Raw genomic sequence first — 22,870 nt, forward strand, 5'->3', positions numbered from 1 at the left:
TGTCCAACGAGATCCTCCGATGGCCCGCAGATTCCGCGCCGCTTACCAAGTCGAACCGTTCTCCGCGCTAGCCACCTGGGCGCGACGGCTCGCGCTGTTTTCGGCGGTTGCGACGCTGGTATCCGTCATGGTCGTCAGGTTCGGCTTTCTCGAGATCAAGCCCGCGCTGGCAACCTTCTTCGGTGCACTGGCCTGCGCCGGGCTGTCCATCCTGGTAGCGTTCGCGGGCCTGGTCGTACTCTGGCGGGACGGCTCGCGCGGTATAGGACGCATTCTTACGGCGCTGCTGCTGGACGTGATGATCCTCGCCTATCCCGCGTATCTCGCCCTGCAGTATCGCAGGCTGCCGCCGATCCACGACATCACCACCGATCCGATCAATCCGCCGCAGTTCGAGGAGCTGGCGCGGCTGCGCGGCACCGACGGCGCCAATACCGCCGTTTATGCCGGCCTTTCCTCCGCCGAACAGCAGCGCGTGGCCTATCCCGAGATCGAACCGGTTGATCTCGACATGACCACCAAACAGGCCTTCGACATCGTCCGACGGCTCGTCACCCGGCGCAAATGGCTGGTGATCGACGAGCACGCGCCACAGTCGCCGCGGCAAAACGGGCATATCGAGGCCGTCGCGAAAACGCCCATCATGGGATTCCGGGAGGATGTCGCGATCCGCATCGCGCCAAATGACGACGGAGCGCGCGTCGATATCCGTTCGTCATCGCGTTATTTCGAACATGATCTCGGCAGCAACGCCGCGCGCATCAGCAGCCTGATCGACGACATCAACGCGGCAGCGGAGAACAACGTCGAGAAGCTCAAGAAGGAGCCCCGCACACCGGTCAAGGGCGTGATCAAGCGATAGGTTCACGCCAACCGATAGCGGCCGCCGATGACGGGGTCGCCATCGGTGAGCACCATGCCGCGCGCCACCAGATCTTCCAGATGCGCGAGCACCGAATAGCCGGCGGCGGCGGACAGCCTCGGATCAAGCCCGATATAGATGGCGCGAACCAGGGTCGGAATGTCGGCCTCGCCTTTGGCGAGCCGATGCAGGATCGACGCCTCGCGCGCCCTGCGGTGCCGCACGAGATGCCGCGCGAACCGCGGCCCATCCGGGATTTCGGGGCCATGGCCTGAAAAATACAGTTGCTCATCCCGGCGCGACAGCTTCTCGAGCGAAGCCATGTAGTCGACCATCGATCCGTCCGGCGGCGCGACGATCGAGGTGGACCAGCCCATGACGTGATCGCCCACGAAATTGATCCCTCGCTCCGGCCAGGCAAACGCCATGTGGTTTGCCGTATGGCCCGGCGTCGCAACAGATACGAGCCGCCAGCTCTCGCCCTCGATCACGTCGCCATCGCGAAGGCGAACGTCCGGATGAAAATCGCGGTCAACGCCCGATTCCGGATTATGCTTTTCGCTTTCAAAACGCGGACGCGAGGCGCGATGCGGTCCCTCCGCATAAACCGGCGCGCCGGTGGCAGCCTTGATGCGCGCGGCGTTCGGCGAATGATCCCTGTGGGTGTGGGTGACGAAGACGTGCGTCACGGTTTCGCCCCTCACCGCATCGAGCAGCGCCTGCGCATGGGCCTCGCTGTCCGGCCCCGGATCGATGATCGCGACCTTGCCGCGGCCGACGATGTAACTCACGGTTCCTGTGAACGTGAAGAGACCCGGATTGTCGCACAGCACGCGACGGACGCCGGGCACGACCTCCTCGGCGACGCCCGGCCTCAGCGGAAAGTCGCGGTTGAACGGGATGTCGTCTTCGGCGTCAGACGGTTCGGACATCGGGGTGAATGCCTACGTTTATGCTGTCATGGCCGGGCTCGTCCCGGCTATCCACGTCTTCTTGTTTTTTTGCTGCTTTAAGACGTGGATGCCCGGCACAAGGCCGGGCATAACGAACACTAAGGCAGCGTCGCTCCGAAAACCCTACGAAAACGCGGAAATGCCGGTAATGGCGCGGCCGAGGATCAGCGCGTGGACGTCGTGGGTGCCTTCATAGGTGTTGACGGTCTCCAGGTTGGCGGCGTGGCGCATCACGTGATATTCGATCTGGATGCCGTTGCCGCCGTGCATGTCGCGCGCCGTCCGCGCGATATCGAGCGCCTTGCCGCAATTGTTGCGCTTGATGATGGAGACCATCTCCGGCGCCATCCGGCCCTCGTCCATCAGGCGGCCGACGCGCAGGCTGCCCTGAAGCCCGAGCGCGATATCGGTCTGCATGTCCGCGAGTTTCTTCTGCACCAGTTGCGTCGCCGCCAGCGGACGACCGAACTGCTTTCGCTCCAGCACGTACTGCCGCGCGCGATGCAGACAGTCTTCCGCCGCGCCCATCACGCCCCATGAAATGCCGTAGCGGGCCCGGTTCAGGCAGCCGAACGGGCCTTTCAGTCCGGACACGTTAGGCAGCAGGTTCTCTTCCGGAACCACCACGCCATCCATCACGATCTCACCGGTGACCGACGCGCGCAGGCTGAGCTTGCCGCCGATCTTCGGGGCGGAGAGGCCCTTCATGCCCTTCTCCAGCACGAAGCCGCGGACCTGGTTGTCGTGCGCCGCCGAACGGGCCCACACGATGAACAGGTCCGCGATCGGCGCGTTGGAAATCCAGATCTTCGAGCCGGTCAGCCGATAACCGTCCGATACCTTCTCGGCATGGGTTTTCATGCCGCCGGGATCGGACCCGGCATCCGGCTCGGTGAGGCCGAAACAACCGATCCACTCCCCGGTGGCAAGCCTGGGCAGGTATTTCCTGCGCTGGCTTTCGTCGCCATAGGCATAGATCGGATACATCACCAACGACGACTGAACGGAGTTCATGGAGCGGTAGCCCGAGTCGACGCGCTCGATCTCCCGCGCGACCAGGCCGTAGGCGACATAGCTCGCATTGGCGCAGCCGTATTGTTCCGGCAAGGTGACGCCGATCAGGCCGAGTTCGCCCATCTCGCTGAATATTTCGCGATCGGTCTTCTCTTCCAGATAGGCCTTGACGATGCGCGGCTGCAGCTTGTCCTGCGCATAGGCGTGCGCGGTATCGCGGATCATGCGCTCGTCTTCGGTCAACTGATCGTCCAGACTGAACGGATCGTCCCACTGGAAACAGACCGGCACGGGTTGGTCCTTGCTTTGCGGACGAACGCTCATGACAATCCTTTCACATGGTTCCGAATGTCGCCAAAGCCGGATCGATGATCAGTATATAGACAATTCGGCGACTCAACCAATGTGTTTCCGGACGTGCACTTGCCGCCTGAGGCGAAAGCGCTGCAATCTCGTCGAACGCATATCCCGCGCCGCCGGCGCCGATGCCGATGAGGAACAGGGGTCAGCTTTCAAGATGCTCGTTGGAAACGATCTCGATGCCGAAACCGGAAAGCCCCTTGTACTCGTATGCGGACGATGTCAGATGCCGGATCGAGGTCACGCCGAGATCGCGCAGGATCTGCGCGCCGACGCCGACCTCCCGCCATTGCCTGTTGCGATCGGCTTCCGCCGACTTGCTTTCGGGGAGCGGAGCCACCGGGACCCCCGCCGCGCCGTCGCGCAGATACACAAGCACGCCTCTGCCGGCTTTCCTGAAATGCTCGAGCACGACCTCCATCCGCCTTGGTCCGGTAAAGATATCGCGCACGATATTGGGCTTGTGGAAACGGGTTAGGACATTCCTGCCGTCGCCGATGCCGTTGTAGACGAACGCGACATGGGCAATGGAATCGAAAGGCGAACGATATGCGTAGCCCTGCAGCGGCCCGATCGGACTGTCGGTGGTGAATTCAGAGACCCGTTCGATCAGCTTCTCCCGCGCCTGACGATACGCGATGATGTCGGCGATGGTGACATGCTTGAGCCCGTGCGAGGCCACGAACTGGGCTACCTGCTCGCCTTTCATCACCGTGCCGTCATCGTTCATCAACTCGCTGATGACGCCGACCGGCGGCAGGCCCGCCAGCTTGCACAGATCGACCGCCGCCTCGGTATGGCCTGCGCGAAGCAGCACGCCGCCGTTGCGCGCGATCAGCGGGAAGATGTGACCGGGCCGGGCAAAGTCGCTGGCGCCGGCGTTGGGATTGGCGAGCGCCCGGCAACAGGAAGCGCGCTCTTCGGCCGAAATGCCGGTGCCGCCGTCGGGCTTGTAATCGATCGAGACGGTGAAGGCCGTGGTGTGATTGGATTCATTGTTCGCGACCATCGGATCGAGCCGTAGCCGCTGCGCGTCCTCGGTCGTGATCGGCGCGCAAACGATGCCGGACGTGTGGCGTATGATGAACGCCATCTTCTCCACGGTGCAGAGCGATCCCGCGACGATCAGATCGCCCTCGCCCTCGCGATCGTCATCATCGGTGACGACGACGATCTCGCCGCTGGCGAAGGCCTGGAGGACGTCCGGAATCGGATGGGGCATGGCGCGCGCTTTCCCGTGTGACGGAATTTCGTATGGCCTAGTGGAGGCTGCAGCGCAACCGGAAGGCCCGGCATCGGCCTACAAGTCACGCCTTTGATATATAGGGATCCGCGCGACAAAAATGGCGAGGTCCCGCTTACGGCAGCACCTCCCGGCGTTCGCTCAAAAGCGCGTCGGTCTCGGCGCGCTTGTCGGCCAGCAGGCCATTGTCGGCGGCCTCGATCGCCGCGAACAGCTCATGCGCGTCCGTCAGCCGCGTCACCGTCACGTAATCCGCGCCGGCGGCATATTGATCCTCGACGTCTGACAGCAGGTCCGCCGTCGAGATGATCTTCGCGGTCGGATTGAGCGAGCGGACGTGGCGGACGAGTTTGACATTGGTGGCGCCCTTGAGCAGCGAATCCGGCACGCTCAGAATGATGATCTCGGCGCCGCCGACCCCGGCATGCAGCAGCGTATCCACGTTGCTGATGTCGCCATAGGTGACGTGCAGGCCACGGGCGGAAAGAGTGCTGAACACCACAGGATTGAAGTCGACCACCGCGATCTGGTCCAGCAGCGACTCGTCGCGGCGTTCGATCTCGCTCAAAAGCGCGCTCGCGGCGCGGAAGAAGCCAAGGATGACAATGCGTCGCGGCTCGCCATGCCCACCGCCGTCGTGTCCGCCCTCGCCGGCGCCGGTGCGGTCGAGATCGCGCAAGCCGAGCCGCTTCAAAAAGCTGATTCCCGATCGCGAGAGCTGGTCGCTGCGTCCGATCGCGAACGTGCTCAGCACGGCCAGCACCACGAAGGCGAACGAGGCCGCGTTCGCGGTCTGAGTGCTGATGTGCCGCGCGGCCAGCCCGGTCTGGATCACGACCAGCGAAAACTCGCTGATCTGCGCCAGATTGATCGCCGGCAGCAGGCTGGCGCGCAGCCCCTGTTTCATCAGATACAGCGGCACGAAGGTGGTGATAACGCGACTCACCACCGTGAAGGCTGCGATGATCAGCGCAAGGCCGATCACCGAGCCGTTCGGGATCGGAATGGTCATGCCCAGCGCGACGAAAAACAGCGTGATGAAGAAATCGCGCAGCGTCGTCACCTTGGCGGTGACGTCGAGCGCATAAGGAAAGGTCGAGAGCGACACGCCCGCCACCAGCGAGCCCATTTCGCGCGACAGATGCAACCGCTCGGCGATCTCCCCGATCAGAAAACACCACGCCAGCGCGCCGAGCAGCACCAGTTCCGGGCGACGCGCGATCTGGTGGAACAGATGTGGCAGCACATATCGGCTGAGGACCAGCGCGGTCGCGACGAGCGCGCCGACCCGCGCGATCGACAACAGGACGATGGAAATCTGAAGGTTGTCGAGGCTCGGCTGCACCGCCAGGAACAGGATCGCGAAGATATCCTGCAACACCAGCACGCCGAGGGTGATGCGGCCCGGCAGCGTATCAAGCTCGCGTTTCTCGTACAGGACCTTGACGATGATGACCGTGCTCGACAGCGCGCAGGCGACACAGAGATACAGCGCGTCGAAACCGCCCTGGCCCATGGCCAGGCCGATCGCCATGAAGAACAATACGCCGAGGATGCAGCCGCCGAGGAGCTGGCCGCCGCCGGCGATCAGGATCACCGGCCCGGCGCGCACGATCTTCTTCAGGTCGATCTCCAGGCCGATCATGAAAAGCATGAAGATCAGGCCGAGTTCGGAAATGGTCTGGATCGATTCCTGCGATTTGACCCATCCCATCCCGAACGGGCCAACGAAGAATCCTGCCAGCAGATAAGCCAGAATCAGCGGTTGCCGGGAAAAATGAGCGGCCAGCCCCAGGCACCACGCAAACAGGATAGAAAGGGTGATATCGCCAATAAGTCCGTGCATGCCCCTCAGCCAGGTCGGCAGAATCCAGGAAACCCATGCCAAGGATAAGCGGTAACCGGCGAAGCCGGCAATGTGACGGACGACGCAATCCGCTTCGATCGCGGATCAATTCCCAAACGGCCACGAACCACCGCTAGCCCGGCTTAGATCAGCCGTCGAATTCAGTACCGTTGCCCGCCAGAAGATCCTTCAACTGGCTACGCATCAAATCCGCCTTGTCGTACCTGAGCGAAGCGACCGTAACCTTGTCGATCGCGACGACGATCTGGGCGCCGGCATTCACGCAGGAAATCCGGCCTGATGCATTATCAACACCGGCAAGCGCCTTGCCCAAGCCGCCTTCCAATGTCTCGGCTTCGACCGGACCCAATGGGAGTGCCGATCCGCCGTCTATCGTGAGATCAACCGCGATGCCGCTCTCTTCCCTGCGAGCAACAAGCGTCCAGTTACTCATTGGGAAATCCCTTCGCGCATCGATTAGCCCCGCCGACTGGTTAGCAATCCCGTTCGAGATCTGGCGTGGCGAATCCGGCACGGCGGATCAAGCGCGAGACTGCGACCTGAACGAGAAGCCTCGTTCCTGCAACGTTCTACAACTCTCAGGCCGTTGGTAGCGAGGGAGGGACTCGAACCCCCGACCCCAGGATTATGATTCCCGTGCTCTAACCAGCTGAGCTACCTCGCCGCAATGTTCACGACCGGCGAAAGCTGTGAACGCGCGGCATATAAAAAGCCGCTCAACGGCGTGTCAAGCAAAGCCGCCCGATATGCCGGTTTATTACCGAGTGGTTATTTCGGCCGCACGGTGGGATCGCCGCCGGGGCTGCCGGGCGGCGGAATAACCGGCGTATTGCCACCTTCCGGGGTCGGCGCGCGCATCTCCGGATCGACGCCCGCAGGCGGGCACAGCACGCCGTCGGATTTTGCCAATTTGTCGCCGAGCGGCTCCCCGGGTTTGCCGGTCGTCGTTCCGTGCGGCGGGGCCGTATCGCTAGGCGGGCAATTGCCCGCGTTCGGGGACGGAGCCGGCGTGGTGGCCGGAGGCGCGCCCGGCGGCGCCTGTGCAAAGGCAATCTCCGGGAGCGCAACAAGAGCGACCAATAAAGACGTAGCTATTATCCGCATGCCAAGGCAACGAACGGCGACAGCCGACGTTCCGCCGGAACCGACGATCAGGATTTGCGATAGCGGATCAGCGAAAAGTGCCCCATCGGTGGCATCGGGCGACGCTCGAAAAGCGTGACTCCGCCGTGCTTCGCAGCCCAGTTCACCAGGCGCTGCCACGGGAATTCCGGACGCCAGCCGAGCCGCCGCGCCAGCGGCGCAAAGGCCAATTCGAACAAGCGGCGCGGCCCGCGCTCCGCGCCGATATGATTGACCAGGATCAGCTCACCGCCGGGTTTCAGCACCCGGACGAAATCGTCCAACGTCGCTTCGGGATCCGGCACCGCGGTGATGACATATTGAGCCACCACGGCGTCGAAAAACGAATCTTCAAAGGCAAGATTTCTGGCGTCCATCACTGCCAGCGTTTCGACGTTTGTGAGATTGAGGGAACGCACGCGCTGCTGCGCCTTGCGCAACATTGGTTCGGAAATGTCGACGCCGTATAACTTCGTGGTGGGCGCATAATCCGACAATGACAGCCCGGTGCCGACGCCTACGTCAAGGACGCGCCCGCCGATCGCGTCGGCGATAGCGATAGTGGATTGGCGGCCGGGATCGAAAACCTTGCCGAATACGAGATCGTAAACCGGCGCCCAGCGGCCGTAAGCCCTGGCGACGCCCTCGCGGTCGATGTCGTTGCCCATGCGCCCCGGCCGCCCCGAACGTCTACCCGCGCATTTCGGCCGCGAAGGGTTGCACCGGCGCGCTGTTCTGCGCCGCCGTTCCGCTTGCGCGGTTCGCCATGGCGCGCGCGATGAAACCGCCGCCGAGCACGCGCGCCTGCCCTTCCGGCCCATCGTAGAACACGCAGGCTTGACCGGGCGATACGCCTTCCTCGCCGGCCACGAGTTCGATTTCGTAGCGCCCATCGATAGCGCGCAGCCGTGCCGGCTGTGGTTTGCGGGTCGAACGGACCCGTACGAACAGTTCGAGTCCGGCGCCGACAGCGCGATCGAGCGCGCCATCACCGATCCAGTTCACGTCGCGCAGGACGATGCGATGCATCTTCAGCGCTTCGCGCGGCCCGACGACCACGCGCCGGTTCGCGGCATCGAGGCTCAAGACGTAAAGCGGCGCGCCTGAGGCGATGCCGAGGCCGCGGCGCTGCCCGACCGTGAAATACACGATGCCTTCGTGATGGCCGATGACATGCCCGCCGAGATCGACGATGTCGCCGGGCTCCAATGCATTCGGCTTCAACCGGCTGATGATATCGGTGTAGCGGCCGGTCGGCACGAAACAGATATCCTGACTGTCATGCTTGTCGGCGACCGGCAGATCGAAACGCCGCGCCAGTTCGCGGGTCTGCGGCTTGGTCATGTCGCCGAGCGGAAAGCGCAGAAAATCGAGTTGCTCGCGCGTGGTGGCGAACAGGAAATAGCTCTGGTCGCGATCCGCATCCGCCGCGCACATCAGCGCGCGCGATCCGCCGGCCAGGCGGCGGGAGGCGACGTAATGACCGGTCGCCAGCGCCGTGGCGCCAAGCTCGCGCGCGGTGGCGAGAAGATCGCGGAACTTGACCAGGCGATTGCACTCGATGCAGGGCACCGGTGTTTCGCCCGACGCATAGCTGTCCGCAAAATTCTCGATCACGGTTTCGCGGAAGCGGCTTTCATAGTCCAGCACGTAGTGCGGAATGCCGAGGCGCTCTGCGACGTTGCGGGCGTCATGAATGTCCTGACCGGCGCAGCACGCACCCTTGCGATGGGTGGCCGCGCCGTGATCGTAAAGCTGCAGTGTTATTCCAACGACGTCGTAGCCCTCGGACTTCAACAGCGCGGCCGTCACCGACGAATCGACGCCGCCCGACATGGCGACCACGACCCGCGTATCCTGAGGACGGCCTTCCAGATCCAGACTGTTGAGCATTGATCCCGTCATTCGTGAAACCCGCGCAAGGACACGCGCCTTGCGGATCGGCGACTTTCGCGGGACTCCCAAGCAGGATTCCGTTCCGTCGAGCCAACCGAAAGACCAGCCTTTAATATAGTCCGTATTCCTGCGAGGCAATCACGGCCAGACGACGGCACCGACGGCACCGGTCGACGGCAAATCTTGCCGCCAGGCAGAAAGCAAGCGGCCAAACTGGCCGGGTCAGCCCTGCCAGCCAATGTAACTACATGAATCCAATGATCATTTTTCGTAGCGGCCGTGGCCCGGTCCTTGCTGTCTGCTTAAGCAAGCCTATCGCGAGAGGTTTCCTGTGCTTAGCGTGACATCCGAAGCCGCCACCAGCGTATCGCTCCCGAGCGCGCCGCGCATATCTGAACGGGACGATCAGCCGACCGGCGACAGCTTCGAGTCCCTGATCGATATCAACGCACAGGGCTCGACGGCGCAGACGTCGAATTCGGCCGATCGGCATCCTGACCTGCTTCCCAACGCCTCCCGTCCAGACCGCACTCCTTCGGCCGGCGAAAATGCACGGACGCAAAGCTCCCAGGCGTCATCCGGACGGACGTCGCAGACCGATTCAACGGCTGGACCGGGCACCGGCATTCAAAAGCCCGCGGGCGGAGACGCATCCAACACCACGCATCACCATCGGACCAAACATAAAGACCCGACCAAAGACGACCAGCTAGCGGCATCAACGTCGGACCCGAGCGCCTCGTCGCAGGCCACTGCAACGCCGCCTGCGGTTGCCGTTCCGGCACCCATCGCGGCCTCGCTATCGGGACCCGCTGCGCCTACGGCAACCTTGGCCACCAATTCGGCGACCGCATCCGGAGCGACCGGGGTATTGCCGGCTCGGGCGGCTTCCGCGACTCAGATTGCACCCGCGGGCACCGGTTTCAATCCGGCGGCAGATACGGCCACCGCTGCGGCGACAATCGTCGAAGGCGTAACCATCCCGCCTGATGCCCGGCAGGCCGCCCAGACGACCGCTGTGCAGGCCGACGGCGCCTTGGCCGCCGCAGTCGCCGCGGCAACACCGGCCGGCGCGAAGACAACTGCAAAAACACTCGACGACGCTCGGCCCGGCAAGACCACGGCACCGGCCCTCACCGGACTCCAGCCCGGATCGACGGCCGCAGACGCAACGGTTACGCCAGCCGCGTCCACCAGCGGTCCCGTCCAACCCCCCAACCCCACTCCCGGCGATCATAAGCATAATGCCGCCGACACCGACAACGCAAAGACCGCCACGACCGATACCGGCACGCCCGCGACGCAACCGGGGGCGGCAGCGCCGCAGCATCCCGCCGCGACGGCCGACGCTGCCGCCGCCGCTGCGCAGCCGCAACCCGGCCAGCCCGCCAGCGGTCAGCCGCAGGGCGTCAACGGCGCACTTGTACAACTGCAAATGCAACCCGCCGCGGCAACCCCTCCGGTCCCCCCACAACTCAACGTCGCGCTGGCTGCCGGCGCCGCGGTCCCGCTGAGCGGTCTCGCGGTCCAGATCGCGGTCACGGCGCAAAGCGGCAAGAGCCGTTTCGAGATCCGGCTCGATCCCGCCGATCTCGGTCGCATCGATGTCCGCCTCGATGTCGACCGCCAGGGCCGGGTCACGTCTCACCTGACGGTCGACAAGCCGGAAACGCTTGCGATGCTGCGGCAGGATGCGCCGCAGCTCCAGCGCGCGCTACAGGACGCCGGCTTGAAAACCGGCGACGGCGGTCTGCAGTTCAGCCTGCGCGACCAGTCCTCCCAGGGCCAGAACGCGCGCGACGACAGCAGCCGCAACGCCCGGCACCTGATCGTAACCGAAGACGACATCGTTCCCGTGGCAGCCGCCGGACGAAGCTATCGCCGGATATTGGGATCCAGCGGCGGTCTCGACATCAAGGTTTAGGGAGACGGATATGACGACGTCAGTGGGGTCTGCGGTTCAGCAGGTGGTGTCGGGCACGACGCAGCTTCCTGCGTCCTCGTCCTCGAACTCCTCGACCTCGACCGACGGCACGCTGGCGGGCAACTTCCAGACCTTCCTGACGCTGCTGACGACGCAGTTGCAAAACCAGAACCCGCTCGATCCGCTGGACACCAACCAGTTCACCCAGCAACTCGTCCAGTTCGCCGGCGTCGAGCAGCAGTTGAAGACAAACGACCAACTCGCAAGCCTGGTCACGCTGCAGCAGACGACGCAGGCGACGCAGGCGCTGGACTTCGTCGGCAAGAACGCCGTGGTCGACGGCAGCACCGCAACCATGACCAACGCGGCGGCGACATGGCAGCTCAGCGTCCCGACCGCCTCCACCCTCACCGTCAATATCGCCAACAGCACCGGCCAGAACGTCTTCACCGGCTCCTACGGCGTCAATGCCGGCGACAACCAGGTTTTTTCCTGGAACGGCCTCGGCAACGACGGCACGCAATGGCCGGACGGCAAATACACGCTGACGGCGACGGGGGCGGACGCCTCCGGCAATCCGGTCACGGTCTCGACGCAGATACAGGGGCAGGTGAATTCCGTTGATCTGACCCAGTCGCCGCCATTGCTGTCGATCGGCGGCCAGACCTACACGATCAGCCAGATCAAACGCATCGTGAACTGAGCCGGCGGGGTCGGCTCTGCCTTGTCGCTCCTTCCGGAACGGCCATTCGAAGGAGAATCGCATTGAAGCCTTGGGCTTAGGCAAATTTTAAGCCACGGAGCGTAGCTTTCACGGTGAGTTCAGTGGTCGAGAGTTTGTGAGTACGCCATGACAGAACCTCATCGCCCGAGGGTGAAATACGTGATCGGGCCCGACGGCAGCCCATTGACAATTGCGGATTTGCCGGCACCCGGAACCAAACGGTGGGTGATCCGCCGCAAGGCCGAAGTCGTTGCCGCCGTCCGTGGCGGACTGCTCTCGCTTGAGGAGGCCTGTAGCCGCTATACGCTGACCGTCGACGAATTCCTGTCGTGGCAGTTCTCGATCGACCAGCACGGCCTTGCCGGACTGCGCACCACGCGAATCCAGCAATATCGCCAGTAAGACACCTTCCAGATTAGCGCAAATTCTCGGAAAACCGGCCTCCTTCTGGAGACCGGTTTTTTGTCATTGAGCAATTTCGTCACGGGTCTTAATCGCCGTTAACCATATCGAAACCATACCGTAGGCAATAATTGCCGAGTCGGCCTTTTCCGCGGGCCGAGTCGAGGGGCTGGTTCGTTGCAGGGGCTGCTGGCATTTCTGAAAGGCCTGGGCGCATCAAGGCTGATGGCGATGGTCGCCGTCACCGCCGTGCTGATCGGCTTCTTCGCGTTCGTCATCGTGCGCGTCACCGCCCCGCAGATGACGCCCCTCTTTACCGACCTCAGCGTCGACGACTCCTCCGGAATTATCAAGGAGCTCGAACGCCAGGCAATTCCTTACGAGCTGCGCAACGACGGCACCGCGATCATGGTGCCGAAGGACAAAGTGACGCGGCTGCGGATGAAACTCGCCGAAGCCGGACTGCCCAAGGGCGGCGGGGTCGGCTATGAGATCTTCGACAAATCCGACGCGCTCGGCACCACCAGTTTCGTCCAGAACATCAATCGCCTGCGCGCGCTGGAGGGCGAACTCGCCCGCACCATCCGCTCCATCGACCGCATCCAGGACGCCCGCGTCCATCTGGTGCTGCCCGACCGGCCGCTGTTCTCGCGCGAGGCGCCACAACCCTCGGCGTCGATCGTGCTGCGTGTCCGCGGCAGCCTCGAACCCCAGCAGATCCGCGCCATCCGCCATCTCGTCGCCTCGGCCGTCAACGGGCTGAAGCCGCAGCGGGTGTCCATCGTGGACGAAACCGGCCGGTTGCTTGCCGACGGCTCGGCGACCGACGCCGACGGCGTGAGCGGAGACGAGCGGCGGGCCGCATTCGAAAAGCGCATGCGCGATCAGGTCGAAGCGATCGTGTCGTCGGTGGTCGGAAACGGCCGCGCGCGCGTCGAACTCTCCGCCGACTTCGATTACAACAAGATCACCCAGACCTCGGACAAGTTCGACCCGGAAGGCCGGGTGCTGCGGTCCAGCCAGACCCGTGAGGAATCCTCGATCACGGCCGACAACAACGGCCAGGTCACGGTCAACAACGAACTTCCCGGCAATCAGCAATCGGACAATCCAAACCCTGTCCGCGATCAGAGCAAGAAGAGCGAGGAAACCAACAACTACGAAATTTCCCGCACAACCAAAACCGAGGTGACCGAAGCCGGCCGCGTCAATCGCATCTCGGTCGCCGTTCTTGTCGACGGCACCTATACCATGAACGACAAGGGCCAGATGGTCTATGCGCCGCGCAGCAAGGACGAGCTCGACCGCATCGCCACGCTGGTGCGCTCGGCTATCGGCTTCGACCAGAAGCGCGGCGACCAGGTCCAGGTCGTCAACCTCAAATTCGCCGAGCCGCCTGCCGTCGCGCCGATCGAGGCGCGCGCCGGATTCTTCGGCATGATGGATTTCACGAAGGACGACGTGATGTACATCATCGAACTCGCCGTCATGATGCTCCTCGGCCTCGTGGTGATATTCATGGTGATCCGTCCGCTGGTCCGGCGGATCCTGGCGCCGGAGCCGGCCCCGGCCGCCGCCGCGCCGTCCGCGCTCCCCGCCCCGGCCGAGGCCAGCGCCCAGACCGGCGCGACAGGACAAAATCTCGTTCCCGGCAACAACGCCACCGCGCAACTGATCGACGTCGCCCAGGTGCAGGGCCAGGTTCACGCCCAGTCGGTGCATCGGGTCGGCGAACTGGCCGAGCGCAATCCTGCCGAAACCGCTTCCATCATCCGTCAATGGCTTGCCGAACCTGCGTGATCCGACATGGCCGTACCTCAGACCACGACCACCCCGAACGCCAACGACATCGCCAGCGTCGTCGCTTCGCTTGCGAGTCGCCAGAGCAACCGTCCCAAGTCCAAGCCGATGAGCGGGCCGAAACGGGCGGCGGTGATGATGCTGGCGCTGGGCGAGCAGTACGGCGGCAAGGTCTGGGCCATGCTCGACGACGACGAGGTGCGCGATCTGTCGCTGGCGATGTCCACGCTCGGCACGGTCGAGGCCGACGTGGTCGAGGACCTGCTGCTCGAATTCGTCTCGCGGATGTCGGCGTCGGGCGCCCTGATGGGCAACTTCGATGCGACCGAGCGGCTGCTGACCCAATATCTCCCCTCCGACCGGGTGAGCGGAATCATGGATGAAATCCGGGGGCCCGCCGGCCGCAACATGTGGGAGAAGTTGTCCAACGTTCAGGAGGAGGTTCTCGCGAACTATCTCAAGAACGAATATCCGCAGACCATCGCGGTCGTGCTGTCGAAGCTGAAGCCGGAACACGCGGCGCGGGTGCTCGCCATCCTGCCCGAGGACATGGCGCTCGACGTGGTCGGCCGCATGCTCAAGATGGAGGCGGTGCAAAAGGAAGTGATCGAGCGCGTCGAGCAGACGCTGCGCAGCGAATTCATGTCCAACCTGTCGCAGACCCGTCGCCGCGACGCCCACGAGGTGATGGCGGAAATCTTCAACAACTTCGACCGCCAGACCGAGACCCGTTTCATCACGGCGCTGGAAGAAGAAAACCGCGAATCCGCCGAACGCATCAAGGCGCTGATGTTCACCTTCGACGACCTCGTGAAGCTCGACGCGGGCTCGGCGCAGACCCTGATGCGCCACGTCGACAAGGACAAGCTCGGCATCGCGCTGAAGAGCGCCAACGAGGAGGTCCGCGCCTTCTTCATGGGCAACATGTCGTCGCGCGCCGCGAAGATGCTGATGGACGACATGGCTGCGCTCGGCCCGGTCCGGCTGCGTGACGTCGACGAGGCGCAGGCGCTGCTGGTCAATCTCGCCAAGGACCTCGCGGCCAAGGGCGAAATCATGCTGTCGAAAAACCGCGCCGACGACGAGCTGGTGTACTGATGGGCGCACCGGCGAAATTCCTGTTCGACACCGATTTCTCGGTTTCGCATAAATCCGGGGAACGGGCGCCCACGGCCCAGGAGGTCGCGCAGCAGATCGCGGCCGCGGAAGCCCGGGCATATCAGCACGGGTTCGACGCCGCGCAGCGCGAAGCCAGGGTGCAGAGCGACCGCCGCATGGCGCTGGCGATCGAGGATATCGCCGCCGGCATCAAGGGAATCGCCGGACGCTTCGCGGGCGTCGAAGCGCGGATGGAGACCGAGGCGGTCGATGTCGCGGTTGCGGTCGCGCGCAAATTGTGCAGCGAACTGATCGCGGCCGAACCCTTGACGGAGGTCGCCGCGCTGGTCCGCGACAGCTTCCGGCATCTGGTGTCGACGCCGCATCTGGTGGTGCGGATCAACGATCAGCTCTACGAGACGGCGCGCGAGCAAATCGAGCGTATCGCCAAACAAAACGGGTTTACCGGTCATCTCGTCATCCTCGCGGAACCCGACATCGAGACCGGCGACTGCCGGATCGAGTGGGCCGACGGCGGGATCGTGCTGGAACGTGCGACTGTCGATGCCGGGATCGGCGAGCTGGTGCGCGGTTACATGACGCTACGCAAATCGAACGGCAACCGCTGAGGACATGGGGCGAACAATGAGCGACAACGACACCGAGGTGCCGCTTCCCGACCTCAACGCCGCCGATGCGCCGGCGATCGATGATGTCGGATATAGCGAGGACGAGCAGGTTTCGCGGGTCGCGTCCGATCTCGAGGCGGTGTTCGACGTCCCGGTCCAGGTGTCCGCCGTGCTCGGGCGTTCGAAGATGGACGTCGGCGCGCTCCTCAAGCTCGGGCCCGGCAGCGTTCTGGAACTCGACCGGCGCGTCGGCGAGGCCATCGACATCTACGTCAACGATCGGCTCGTGGCGCGCGGCGAGGTCGTTCTCGTTGAGGACAAGCTCGGGGTGACCATGACCGAAATCATCAAGGCCGACAAAGCCTGACGCCCGTCGCGAGCCGGGGACACATAACAGGAGCAGATCATGCGGCTTCTCATCGTTGGCACATTGAAGGGCCAGCTCACGAACGCCACCAAGATCGCCATGGACAATGGCGCGTCCGTCACCCACGCGGACGGGAACGAACAGGCCATGGCCGTGCTGCGCGGCGGAAAGGGTGCCGATCTCCTGCTGGTGGATGTCGGCCTCGATATCCGCGACCTCGTGATCCGGCTCGAAGCCGAACACATTCACGTCCCGATCGTCGCCTGCGGTATCACCAGAGATGCGCGTGCCGCTGTCGCGGCAATCCACGCCGGCGCCAAGGAATACATCCCCTTGCCGCCGGATCCCGAACTGATCGCCGCGGTGCTCGCAGCCGTGGCCAACGACTCGCGCGATCTCGTCTACCGCGACGAAGCGATGGCGAGGGTCATCAAGCTGGCGCAGCAGATCTCCGGCTCCGACGCCTCGGTCATGATCACCGGCGAATCCGGCACCGGCAAGGAAGTGCTGGCGCGCTACGTTCATACCCGCTCGAACCGTGCCAGGCGGCCGTTCATTTCGATCAATTGCGCGGCGATTCCGGAGCATCTCCTGGAATCCGAACTGTTCGGTCACGAGAAGGGCGCGTTCACCGGCGCGGTCGCGCGCCGCATCGGCAAATTCGAGGAAGCCAGCGGCGGCACGCTGCTGCTCGACGAAATCTCCGAGATGGACGTGCGTCTGCAATCGAAGCTCTTGCGCGCCATCCAGGAGCGCGTGATCGATCGCGTCGGCGGTACCCGCCCGGTGCCGGTCGACATTCGCATCATCGCCACCTCGAACCGCAACCTTGCAGACGCCGTGCGTGAGGGAGCCTTCCGCGAGGACCTGCTGTTCCGCCTCAACGTCGTCAACCTGAAAATCCCGCCGCTACGCGAGCGTCCCGCCGACATTCTCGAACTTGCGCAGCATTTCGCGAAGAAATATGCCGAAGCCAACGGCCTGCCGGTACGTCCGATTTCGGCGGATGCGCGGCGCGTGCTGACCACCAATCGCTGGCAGGGCAACGTCCGCGAGCTTGAGAACACCCTTCACCGCGCGGTCCTGATGGCGGGCGGCGACGAGATCGGCGCCGACGCGATCCTGACGCCGGACGGCGATCGTCTCGACCTCGCGAAAACCGCGCCCGCCGTTGCCCACGCTACGCTCGCCGCCGAGCAGGTGACGCGGGCGCTGGTCGGCCGCACCGTGGCCGACGTCGAGCGCGACCTGATCCTCGAAACGCTGAAGCATTGCCTCGGCAACCGGACCCATGCCGCCAACATTCTCGGCATTTCGATCCGTACGCTGCGCAACAAACTCAATGAATACGCCGATGGCGGCATCCCTATCACGCCCCCCGGAAGCGGCGATCATCGCGCGTTCGTGGCGACGACCTGATGTTGCGGACCCACGACGAGCGCCACACGTAAAGGAATAAGCCCTTTCTGCCGTGCAGACGGAACGCATCTTGCGCCTGCTCCGCAAATAGTTAGCTTTCGAAGAGCGAGTCGCGGCACCCCTTCGCGGGCTCCGCCATGCTTCGAGACCCCATGACCTCCTTCACGCCGCATCAGGATACAGCGCTGAAAGCCGTCGCCGACTGGCTGAAAGCCAAACCCGGCAAAGGCAGCACGCCGCAGGTATTCCGCCTGTTCGGCTATGCCGGCACCGGCAAGACCACGCTGGCGCGCCATATCGCCGACGGCGTCGACGGCGAGGTCAAGTTCGCGGCCTTCACCGGCAAGGCCGCGCTGGTAATGCGCAATAAAGGCTGCGACGGCGCGTCGACGATCCACTCGCTGATCTATCGCGCCCGCGAATCCGGCGAGGAGCAGCCGAGTTTTGAGTTGTGGGACGATGCACCCGCCTCCAAGGCCAAGCTCATCGTGATCGATGAGTGCTCGATGGTCGACGCCGAACTCGGTCGCGACCTGATGTCGTTCGACTGCCCGCTGCTGGTGCTGGGAGATCCCGCGCAACTGCCGCCGATCCAGGGCGGCGGCTTCTTCACCAGCGCAGCTCCGGATGCCATGCTGACCGAGGTTCACCGTCAGGCCCAGGACGACCCGATCGTGCGCATGTCGATGGAGGTTCGCGAGGGCCGCGAACTCGACATCGGCCGCTACGGCGAAAGCGAAGTCGTGGCGCGCGGCGAGTTGGATCCCGCGCGCGTGATGAACGCCGATCAGGTGCTGGTCGGACGCAACAATACCCGCCGCTCCTACAACATGCGGATGCGGCAGCGGCGGAACGTCCAGGATCCGCTGCCGGTGGCCGGCGACAAACTGGTCTGTCTGCGCAACAACCGCAAGAAGGCGCTGTTCAACGGCGGCCTGTGGCGCGTGAAGTCGCGCGCCGCCTCGAAATCGAAAATCATCACGATGCGACTCTCCCCCGATGAAGAATTCGCGCACAAGGTGACGAAGGTCTCGGTGCGGCAGGACTGCTTCGCCGGCGGCATCGAGGATATTCCATGGGAGCAGCGCAAGCCTTACGACGAATTCGACTACGGCTACGTCCTGACCGTGCACAAATCGCAGGGCTCGCAATGGGACGACGTGGTGCTGTTCGACGAGAGTTTCGCGTTTCAGGACAGCCGCGCGCGCTGGCTTTATACCGGCATCACCCGCGCCGCGAAGCGATTGAGCATCGTGGTGTAGCCGCCGGAAAAATAACGCGATACGCCTTTCAGCTACGTCTCGGCGCTTGTGCGAACGGCCGTTGCCGACGGACAGACACGCATGAATATCGCGATGAGCGAGGCCGAGCAGCTCGATCCTCCTGTCGTCGCATATATAGCGTTTTCGAGCGAAGTGGAATCCGGTTCGCGTTAGGAAAACATGTCAAAAAGCTGGAGCGCGGTTTTGATTCCATCAAAGCCGGACTGGCTCTAGCCTCGCTCAAACGGGCGCCATTTGCTATTGATTCATCGTCGAGCTAAAGAAAAATGAACCTTGAGGAGGTCATGGCGCACCAAGCATCATGTCCGTCGTCATTTGGATCCGTGCCCGCTTGCGGCAATCTGACGCTTCGCCAATCATGACGCCTTGAACAAGTATCCTTTGGCGATATCCACCAGTGAGGAGATTGAAGATGCGATCGAAGATTCTGTTGGGAGCACTGCTCGCCGGTGCCGTGGCGTTCACATTTTCCGTGCCGGCAACCTCAGCGCCGCTCATCGGTCAATCCGGTCTGAGCACAGCCATCCCATCCTCGATCGAGACCGTGCAGTATTACAGGCACGGACACAGGTACTATGGCCACGGCCACTATCACCACGGGGGTGGCGGCGCCGGCGCATTGATCGGCGGCCTGGCGGCTGGCGCCATTATCGGCGGCGCAATTGCCGCGGGTCAGGCCAATGCGGCCGCGCAACAGAACGCAGCCTATTGCGCGCAGCGCTTCCGTTCCTACGATCCGGCATCCGGAACGTATCTCGGCTTGGACGGCTACCGTCATCCCTGTCCGTAGGCGACAGAATTTTTTCGGCCCACGATCCTGCCAACACATCCGAGCCGTTTGACGCGGAGCCCGTCGGCTCCGCGATTTTTATATATGCAGCATGTTTGCGACGTCGCGGTTCAGACGCCCGCTTTTTGACGGGCCGGTCCCTTGATTGCAGCAAGAGCCCGATCCAGATCGGCGATCAGGTCGGCGGCGTCCTCCAGGCCGATTGAAAGCCGTATGAGACCGCTCGTGATGCCGGCGGCCCTGCGCGCTTCCTCCGACATGCTGGCATGGGTCATCGTCGCGGGATGAGCCACCAGGCTCTCGGTGCCGCCGAGCGACTCCGCGAGACTGAAAAGCTTCACGGCCTCGACGAAACGGGCGGCTTCCACATCGCTTCCCTTCAGTTCGAAGCTGAGCATCGCGCCAAAGCCGGATTGCTGGGCCTTGGCGACGGCGTGGCCCGGATGCGTGGGCAACCCCGGATAGTGGCACGCGGCGACAAGCGGATGCTTCGCAAGAAACTCGGCAACCGCCTGCGCGTTGCGCTGTTGCCACTCCATGCGCGGAAACAGCGTGCGGATGCCGCGAAGCGCCAGATACGAATCGAACGGCGCTCCCGTGGTGCCGACGATATTGGCCCAGGCCGCCAGCGCCTCGGCATCGGCGGCATCGGCCGCGATCACGGCGCCGCCGACCATGTCGGAATGGCCGTTGAGATATTTCGTCGTCGAGTGAATGACAAAATCCGCCCCGAGCGCAATGGGACGCTGCAGAGCGGGCGACAGAAACGTATTGTCGACGGCGACTTTGGCGCCAACCGCTCCGGCCTGCGCGACAATCGCCCGGATGTCGACGATGCGCATCAGAGGATTGCTCGGAGTCTCGATCAGGACGAGCCTGGGCCTATCCTGCAAGGCGGCCGTCAGCGCCTTCGCATCGTTCTGATCGACAAAAACCACCTTGAAGTGGCCGCGGTCGCGGCGGTTCACCAGCAGGCGTTGCGTGCCGCCGTAACAGTCATGCGGCGCAATCACGACCTCATCGCGCGACAGTTGCGACAGCACCAGATCAATCGCGGCCAAACCCGAGGACACCACCACCGCGCCGGCGCCGCCTTCGAGCTTGGCGAGAGTGTCGGCCAGCAACGTCCGGGTGGGGTTGCTGGTCCGGGTATATTCGTGCGGGCCGCTGCGCCCGAAGCCGGGCCAGATGAAAGTGCTCGACAGGCAGAGCGGCGGCGTCACCGCTCCGAAGGCATCCTCCGTCGCGATGCCGTTTGCGGCCGCGACCGTTTTCAGGTTCGTAGATTCGGGCATGATGTTCGTGGACTTTCGATGAAATGCGGCGAGCGCACATCCCGTCCGGGGTGTCGCGACCAGCCGACCGCGACATATTTAAAGAGCTTCAGCCGAAATATAAATGGGCCGGCGCGGCCTATTCAATCGTTGAAGAACCGCCCTTCCTTGACCTCCGCGACATAACCGGCGCGAATGGCAAAGTCGCCGAAATGTTCGCCCGGCTTGCGCTCGCGGGCATAGTGGCCGAGCGTCTTGTCCAGCGCTTCCAGGATCGCGGGCTCGCCGACATTCTCCAGATACATCTTGTTGAGGCGCTCGCCGTGGAAGCCGCCGCCGAGATAAAGATTGTATTTGCCGGGAGCGCGGCCAGTCAGGCCGATCTCGGCGATGTAGGGTCGCGCGCAACCGTTCGGGCAGCCGGTCATGCGGATGGTAATCGGGTCATCCTTGAGTCCGTGCGTATTCAGAATGGCCTCGATCCTGGTGACGAGATCGGGCAGATAGCGCTCGCTTTCGGCCATCGCCAGACCGCAGGTCGGAAGCGCAACGCAAGCCATCGAATTGAGGCGCAGTCCGCTGCGCGTCTCGAACTGATCGAGACCATATTGCTTCATCAGCGCCTCGATCGCCGGCCGATCCCCCGGCGCGATGTCGGCAATGATGAGGTTCTGGTTCGGCGTGACGCGGAACATGCCCTTATGGACCTGCGCAATGGCGCGCAGACCGTCCATCATCGGAAAGTCCGGCATGTTGATGACGCGTCCGTTCTGGATGAACAGGATGCAATGCTCGCGGCCGTCCTCGCCCTTGACCCAGCCGAGCGGATCGCCGTTCGAGGTGAAGGTGTAGGGCTCCGCAGGCTTGAGCGCGAAGCCGAGCCGGCGCTCGGCCTCCGCCTTGATCCAGTCGAGTCCCTTTTCGTCGATGGTATACTTGAAGCGGGCATGCAGCCGGTCGAGCCGGTCGCCGTAGTCGCGCTGCACCGACATCACCGCATCGATCGTCGGAAACAGCTTGTCGGCGTCGATGTAGCCGATGACGCTGGCGAGACGCGGATAGGTTTTGGGCGACTGATCGGTGCGGCCAAGCCCTCCGCCGATAGCGACGTTGAAGCCTTTCAGCTTGCCGCGACGCGCGATCGCGATGAAGCCGAGATCCTGGCCGTAGACATCGATGTCGTTGCTCGGCGGAATCGCAAAGCCGATCTTGAACTTCCGCGGCATGTAGGTGCGGCCGTAGAACGGTTCTTCGGGGCCATCCGTTTCCTCGCGCTCGGCCTCGTACCAGATTTCCTTGTAGGCGCCCGTTCGATGGACGGCGTGATCGCTCGCGCGCTTGGCGAGCGCGTAAACCTCGGCGTGCAGTTTCGACAAATCGGGATTGACCGTGCACATCACGCCACGGGTATCGTCACCGCAGGCGGCTTTGGTGTCGAGCAGAACATCACGCAGCCCCTGGATCAGGCTGCGCAGGTTGTGCTTCATGACGCGGTGAAACTGAAACGTCTGACGCTGCGCGCCAACTCGTCGAGCTTCAGCCACTGGCCGGGGCTGCAAACGCCGCCCGGCAGCCGCACGCGCGCCATGAATGAGAACGCCGCTTCCAATTTCTGACGTCGGCGCTCGTCGCGGATGTCACGGTCATCCTGCTGGTAGATACCGAAGAACTTCATCAGCTTGGCGTCGCTCGCCGCCACCGCCGACGTGATCTCGTCGGCAAGGCTCTGCTTGATCGTTCCGCGCAGATAGTCGCTGTTGGCCTTCAGCGTTTCATCCGGCCCGAGTTTGTCGAGGGGTTGGGAAACGTCGCGGCTGCGATCGGGCTCAGCCTTCACATCCAT

Annotated in this window: 20 protein-coding genes, 1 tRNA gene and 1 pseudogene; 11 read left to right on the plus strand and 11 right to left on the minus strand. The window is 63.6% G+C overall.

Annotation, left to right across the window (positions count from 1 at the left end; all coding sequences use genetic code 11):
- The first annotated feature begins 19 nt into the window (after positions 1-19).
- Positions 20-862, plus strand: a complete 843-nt coding sequence (locus tag ACMDCM_RS11225; RefSeq protein WP_412773636.1) for a DUF1499 domain-containing protein — start codon at positions 20-22, stop codon at positions 860-862.
- 2 nt (positions 863-864) lie between these two features.
- On the opposite strand, the gene ACMDCM_RS11230 is transcribed toward ACMDCM_RS11225, so the two are convergent.
- The 9 genes from ACMDCM_RS11230 to mnmA all read right to left on the minus strand — a co-directional run bounded on the left by ACMDCM_RS11230 (position 865) and on the right by mnmA (position 9,314).
- The gene (locus ACMDCM_RS11230; RefSeq protein ID WP_412773637.1) at positions 865-1,794 is read right to left on the minus strand and encodes an MBL fold metallo-hydrolase; all 930 of its coding nucleotides are present in this window, start codon (positions 1,792-1,794) and stop codon (positions 865-867) included.
- Positions 1,795-1,938: 144 nt separating this feature from the next.
- Positions 1,939-3,153, minus strand: coding sequence for an acyl-CoA dehydrogenase (locus ACMDCM_RS11235; RefSeq protein WP_412773638.1), 1,215 nt, complete (start codon positions 3,151-3,153; stop codon positions 1,939-1,941).
- A 181-nt stretch (positions 3,154-3,334) separates the two neighbouring features.
- On the minus strand, positions 3,335-4,411 hold the full coding sequence (ribB, locus tag ACMDCM_RS11240) for a 3,4-dihydroxy-2-butanone-4-phosphate synthase (protein ID WP_412773639.1): 1,077 nt from the start codon (positions 4,409-4,411) through the stop codon (positions 3,335-3,337).
- Between the two features lie 136 nt (positions 4,412-4,547).
- The gene (locus tag ACMDCM_RS11245) at positions 4,548-6,278 is read right to left on the minus strand and encodes a cation:proton antiporter (RefSeq protein WP_412773640.1); all 1,731 of its coding nucleotides are present in this window, start codon (positions 6,276-6,278) and stop codon (positions 4,548-4,550) included.
- Between the two features lie 148 nt (positions 6,279-6,426).
- A complete protein-coding gene (locus ACMDCM_RS11250) occupies positions 6,427-6,813 on the minus strand; it encodes a hypothetical protein (RefSeq protein ID WP_412773641.1) in 387 nt (128 codons plus the stop codon).
- A 73-nt stretch (positions 6,814-6,886) separates the two neighbouring features.
- Positions 6,887-6,963: transfer RNA gene (locus ACMDCM_RS11255), tRNA-Met, on the minus strand.
- Positions 6,964-7,067: 104 nt separating this feature from the next.
- Positions 7,068-7,403 (minus strand): hypothetical protein, encoded by a 336-nt coding sequence (locus ACMDCM_RS11260; protein ID WP_412773642.1) that lies wholly within the window; start codon positions 7,401-7,403, stop codon positions 7,068-7,070.
- Positions 7,404-7,450: 47 nt separating this feature from the next.
- Complete coding sequence (locus ACMDCM_RS11265; protein ID WP_412773643.1) at positions 7,451-8,089, minus strand: class I SAM-dependent methyltransferase; 639 nt, start codon at positions 8,087-8,089, stop codon at positions 7,451-7,453.
- A 22-nt stretch (positions 8,090-8,111) separates the two neighbouring features.
- Positions 8,112-9,314, minus strand: coding sequence for a tRNA 2-thiouridine(34) synthase MnmA (gene mnmA, locus ACMDCM_RS11270; RefSeq protein ID WP_412773644.1), 1,203 nt, complete (start codon positions 9,312-9,314; stop codon positions 8,112-8,114).
- 334 nt (positions 9,315-9,648) lie between these two features.
- Here mnmA and ACMDCM_RS11275 point away from each other — a divergent pair, with 334 nt between their 5' ends.
- From ACMDCM_RS11275 to ACMDCM_RS11320, 10 genes are all read left to right on the plus strand, one after another.
- Positions 9,649-11,241, plus strand: a complete 1,593-nt coding sequence (locus tag ACMDCM_RS11275; RefSeq protein ID WP_458575141.1) for a flagellar hook-length control protein FliK — start codon at positions 9,649-9,651, stop codon at positions 11,239-11,241.
- 10 nt (positions 11,242-11,251) lie between these two features.
- The gene (locus tag ACMDCM_RS11280; protein ID WP_412773646.1) at positions 11,252-11,944 is read left to right on the plus strand and encodes a flagellar hook assembly protein FlgD; all 693 of its coding nucleotides are present in this window, start codon (positions 11,252-11,254) and stop codon (positions 11,942-11,944) included.
- Between the two features lie 147 nt (positions 11,945-12,091).
- A complete protein-coding gene (gene sciP / locus ACMDCM_RS11285) occupies positions 12,092-12,367 on the plus strand; it encodes a CtrA inhibitor SciP (RefSeq protein ID WP_002714638.1) in 276 nt (91 codons plus the stop codon).
- A gap of 177 nt (positions 12,368-12,544) precedes the next feature.
- Positions 12,545-14,167: a flagellar basal-body MS-ring/collar protein FliF gene (gene fliF, locus ACMDCM_RS11290; protein ID WP_412773647.1), complete on the plus strand. Its 1,623-nt coding sequence runs from the start codon at positions 12,545-12,547 to the stop codon at positions 14,165-14,167.
- Positions 14,168-14,173: 6 nt separating this feature from the next.
- Positions 14,174-15,265 (plus strand): flagellar motor switch protein FliG, encoded by a 1,092-nt coding sequence (fliG, locus tag ACMDCM_RS11295; protein ID WP_412773648.1) that lies wholly within the window; start codon positions 14,174-14,176, stop codon positions 15,263-15,265.
- Positions 15,265-15,894 (plus strand): FliH/SctL family protein, encoded by a 630-nt coding sequence (locus tag ACMDCM_RS11300; protein ID WP_412773649.1) that lies wholly within the window; start codon positions 15,265-15,267, stop codon positions 15,892-15,894. Before fliG ends, ACMDCM_RS11300 begins: the two co-directional genes overlap by 1 nt.
- Positions 15,895-15,910: 16 nt before the next feature.
- On the plus strand, positions 15,911-16,261 hold the full coding sequence (gene fliN, locus ACMDCM_RS11305) for a flagellar motor switch protein FliN (RefSeq protein ID WP_412773650.1): 351 nt from the start codon (positions 15,911-15,913) through the stop codon (positions 16,259-16,261).
- Between the two features lie 39 nt (positions 16,262-16,300).
- Positions 16,301-17,680, plus strand: a complete 1,380-nt coding sequence (gene flbD / locus ACMDCM_RS11310) for a sigma-54-dependent transcriptional regulator FlbD (RefSeq protein WP_412773651.1) — start codon at positions 16,301-16,303, stop codon at positions 17,678-17,680.
- A 152-nt stretch (positions 17,681-17,832) separates the two neighbouring features.
- Positions 17,833-18,942, plus strand: coding sequence for an ATP-dependent DNA helicase (locus ACMDCM_RS11315; RefSeq protein WP_412773652.1), 1,110 nt, complete (start codon positions 17,833-17,835; stop codon positions 18,940-18,942).
- A gap of 433 nt (positions 18,943-19,375) precedes the next feature.
- A complete protein-coding gene (locus ACMDCM_RS11320; protein ID WP_412773653.1) occupies positions 19,376-19,753 on the plus strand; it encodes a BA14K family protein in 378 nt (125 codons plus the stop codon).
- Positions 19,754-19,863: 110 nt separating this feature from the next.
- On the opposite strand, the gene metB is transcribed toward ACMDCM_RS11320, so the two are convergent.
- A complete protein-coding gene (metB, locus tag ACMDCM_RS11325) occupies positions 19,864-21,048 on the minus strand; it encodes a cystathionine gamma-synthase (RefSeq protein ID WP_412773654.1) in 1,185 nt (394 codons plus the stop codon).
- A gap of 122 nt (positions 21,049-21,170) precedes the next feature.
- Positions 21,171-22,870, minus strand: a pseudogene (locus ACMDCM_RS11330) (NADPH-dependent assimilatory sulfite reductase hemoprotein subunit).

The sequence above is a fragment of the Nitrobacter sp. genome (assembly GCF_047149785.1).
Classification (GTDB): Bacteria; Pseudomonadota; Alphaproteobacteria; order Rhizobiales; family Xanthobacteraceae; genus Nitrobacter.

Coding starts and splice junctions, on each gene's coding strand:
- ACMDCM_RS11225 (WP_412773636.1), top strand. CDS start 20: ATGGCCCGCAGATTCCGCGCCGCTTACCAAGTCGAACCGTTCTCCGCG.
- ACMDCM_RS11265 (WP_412773643.1), bottom strand. CDS start 8,089: ATGGGCAACGACATCGACCGCGAGGGCGTCGCCAGGGCTTACGGCCGC.
- ACMDCM_RS11235 (WP_412773638.1), bottom strand. CDS start 3,153: ATGAGCGTTCGTCCGCAAAGCAAGGACCAACCCGTGCCGGTCTGTTTC.
- ACMDCM_RS11230 (WP_412773637.1), bottom strand. CDS start 1,794: ATGTCCGAACCGTCTGACGCCGAAGACGACATCCCGTTCAACCGCGAC.
- mnmA (WP_412773644.1), bottom strand. CDS start 9,314: ATGCTCAACAGTCTGGATCTGGAAGGCCGTCCTCAGGATACGCGGGTC.
- fliN (WP_412773650.1), top strand. CDS start 15,911: ATGAGCGACAACGACACCGAGGTGCCGCTTCCCGACCTCAACGCCGCC.
- flbD (WP_412773651.1), top strand. CDS start 16,301: ATGCGGCTTCTCATCGTTGGCACATTGAAGGGCCAGCTCACGAACGCC.
- ACMDCM_RS11245 (WP_412773640.1), bottom strand. CDS start 6,278: ATGCACGGACTTATTGGCGATATCACCCTTTCTATCCTGTTTGCGTGG.
- ribB (WP_412773639.1), bottom strand. CDS start 4,411: ATGCCCCATCCGATTCCGGACGTCCTCCAGGCCTTCGCCAGCGGCGAG.
- ACMDCM_RS11260 (WP_412773642.1), bottom strand. CDS start 7,403: ATGCGGATAATAGCTACGTCTTTATTGGTCGCTCTTGTTGCGCTCCCG.
- ACMDCM_RS11315 (WP_412773652.1), top strand. CDS start 17,833: ATGACCTCCTTCACGCCGCATCAGGATACAGCGCTGAAAGCCGTCGCC.
- fliG (WP_412773648.1), top strand. CDS start 14,174: ATGGCCGTACCTCAGACCACGACCACCCCGAACGCCAACGACATCGCC.
- ACMDCM_RS11280 (WP_412773646.1), top strand. CDS start 11,252: ATGACGACGTCAGTGGGGTCTGCGGTTCAGCAGGTGGTGTCGGGCACG.
- sciP (WP_002714638.1), top strand. CDS start 12,092: ATGACAGAACCTCATCGCCCGAGGGTGAAATACGTGATCGGGCCCGAC.
- ACMDCM_RS11320 (WP_412773653.1), top strand. CDS start 19,376: ATGCGATCGAAGATTCTGTTGGGAGCACTGCTCGCCGGTGCCGTGGCG.
- metB (WP_412773654.1), bottom strand. CDS start 21,048: ATGCCCGAATCTACGAACCTGAAAACGGTCGCGGCCGCAAACGGCATC.
- ACMDCM_RS11300 (WP_412773649.1), top strand. CDS start 15,265: ATGGGCGCACCGGCGAAATTCCTGTTCGACACCGATTTCTCGGTTTCG.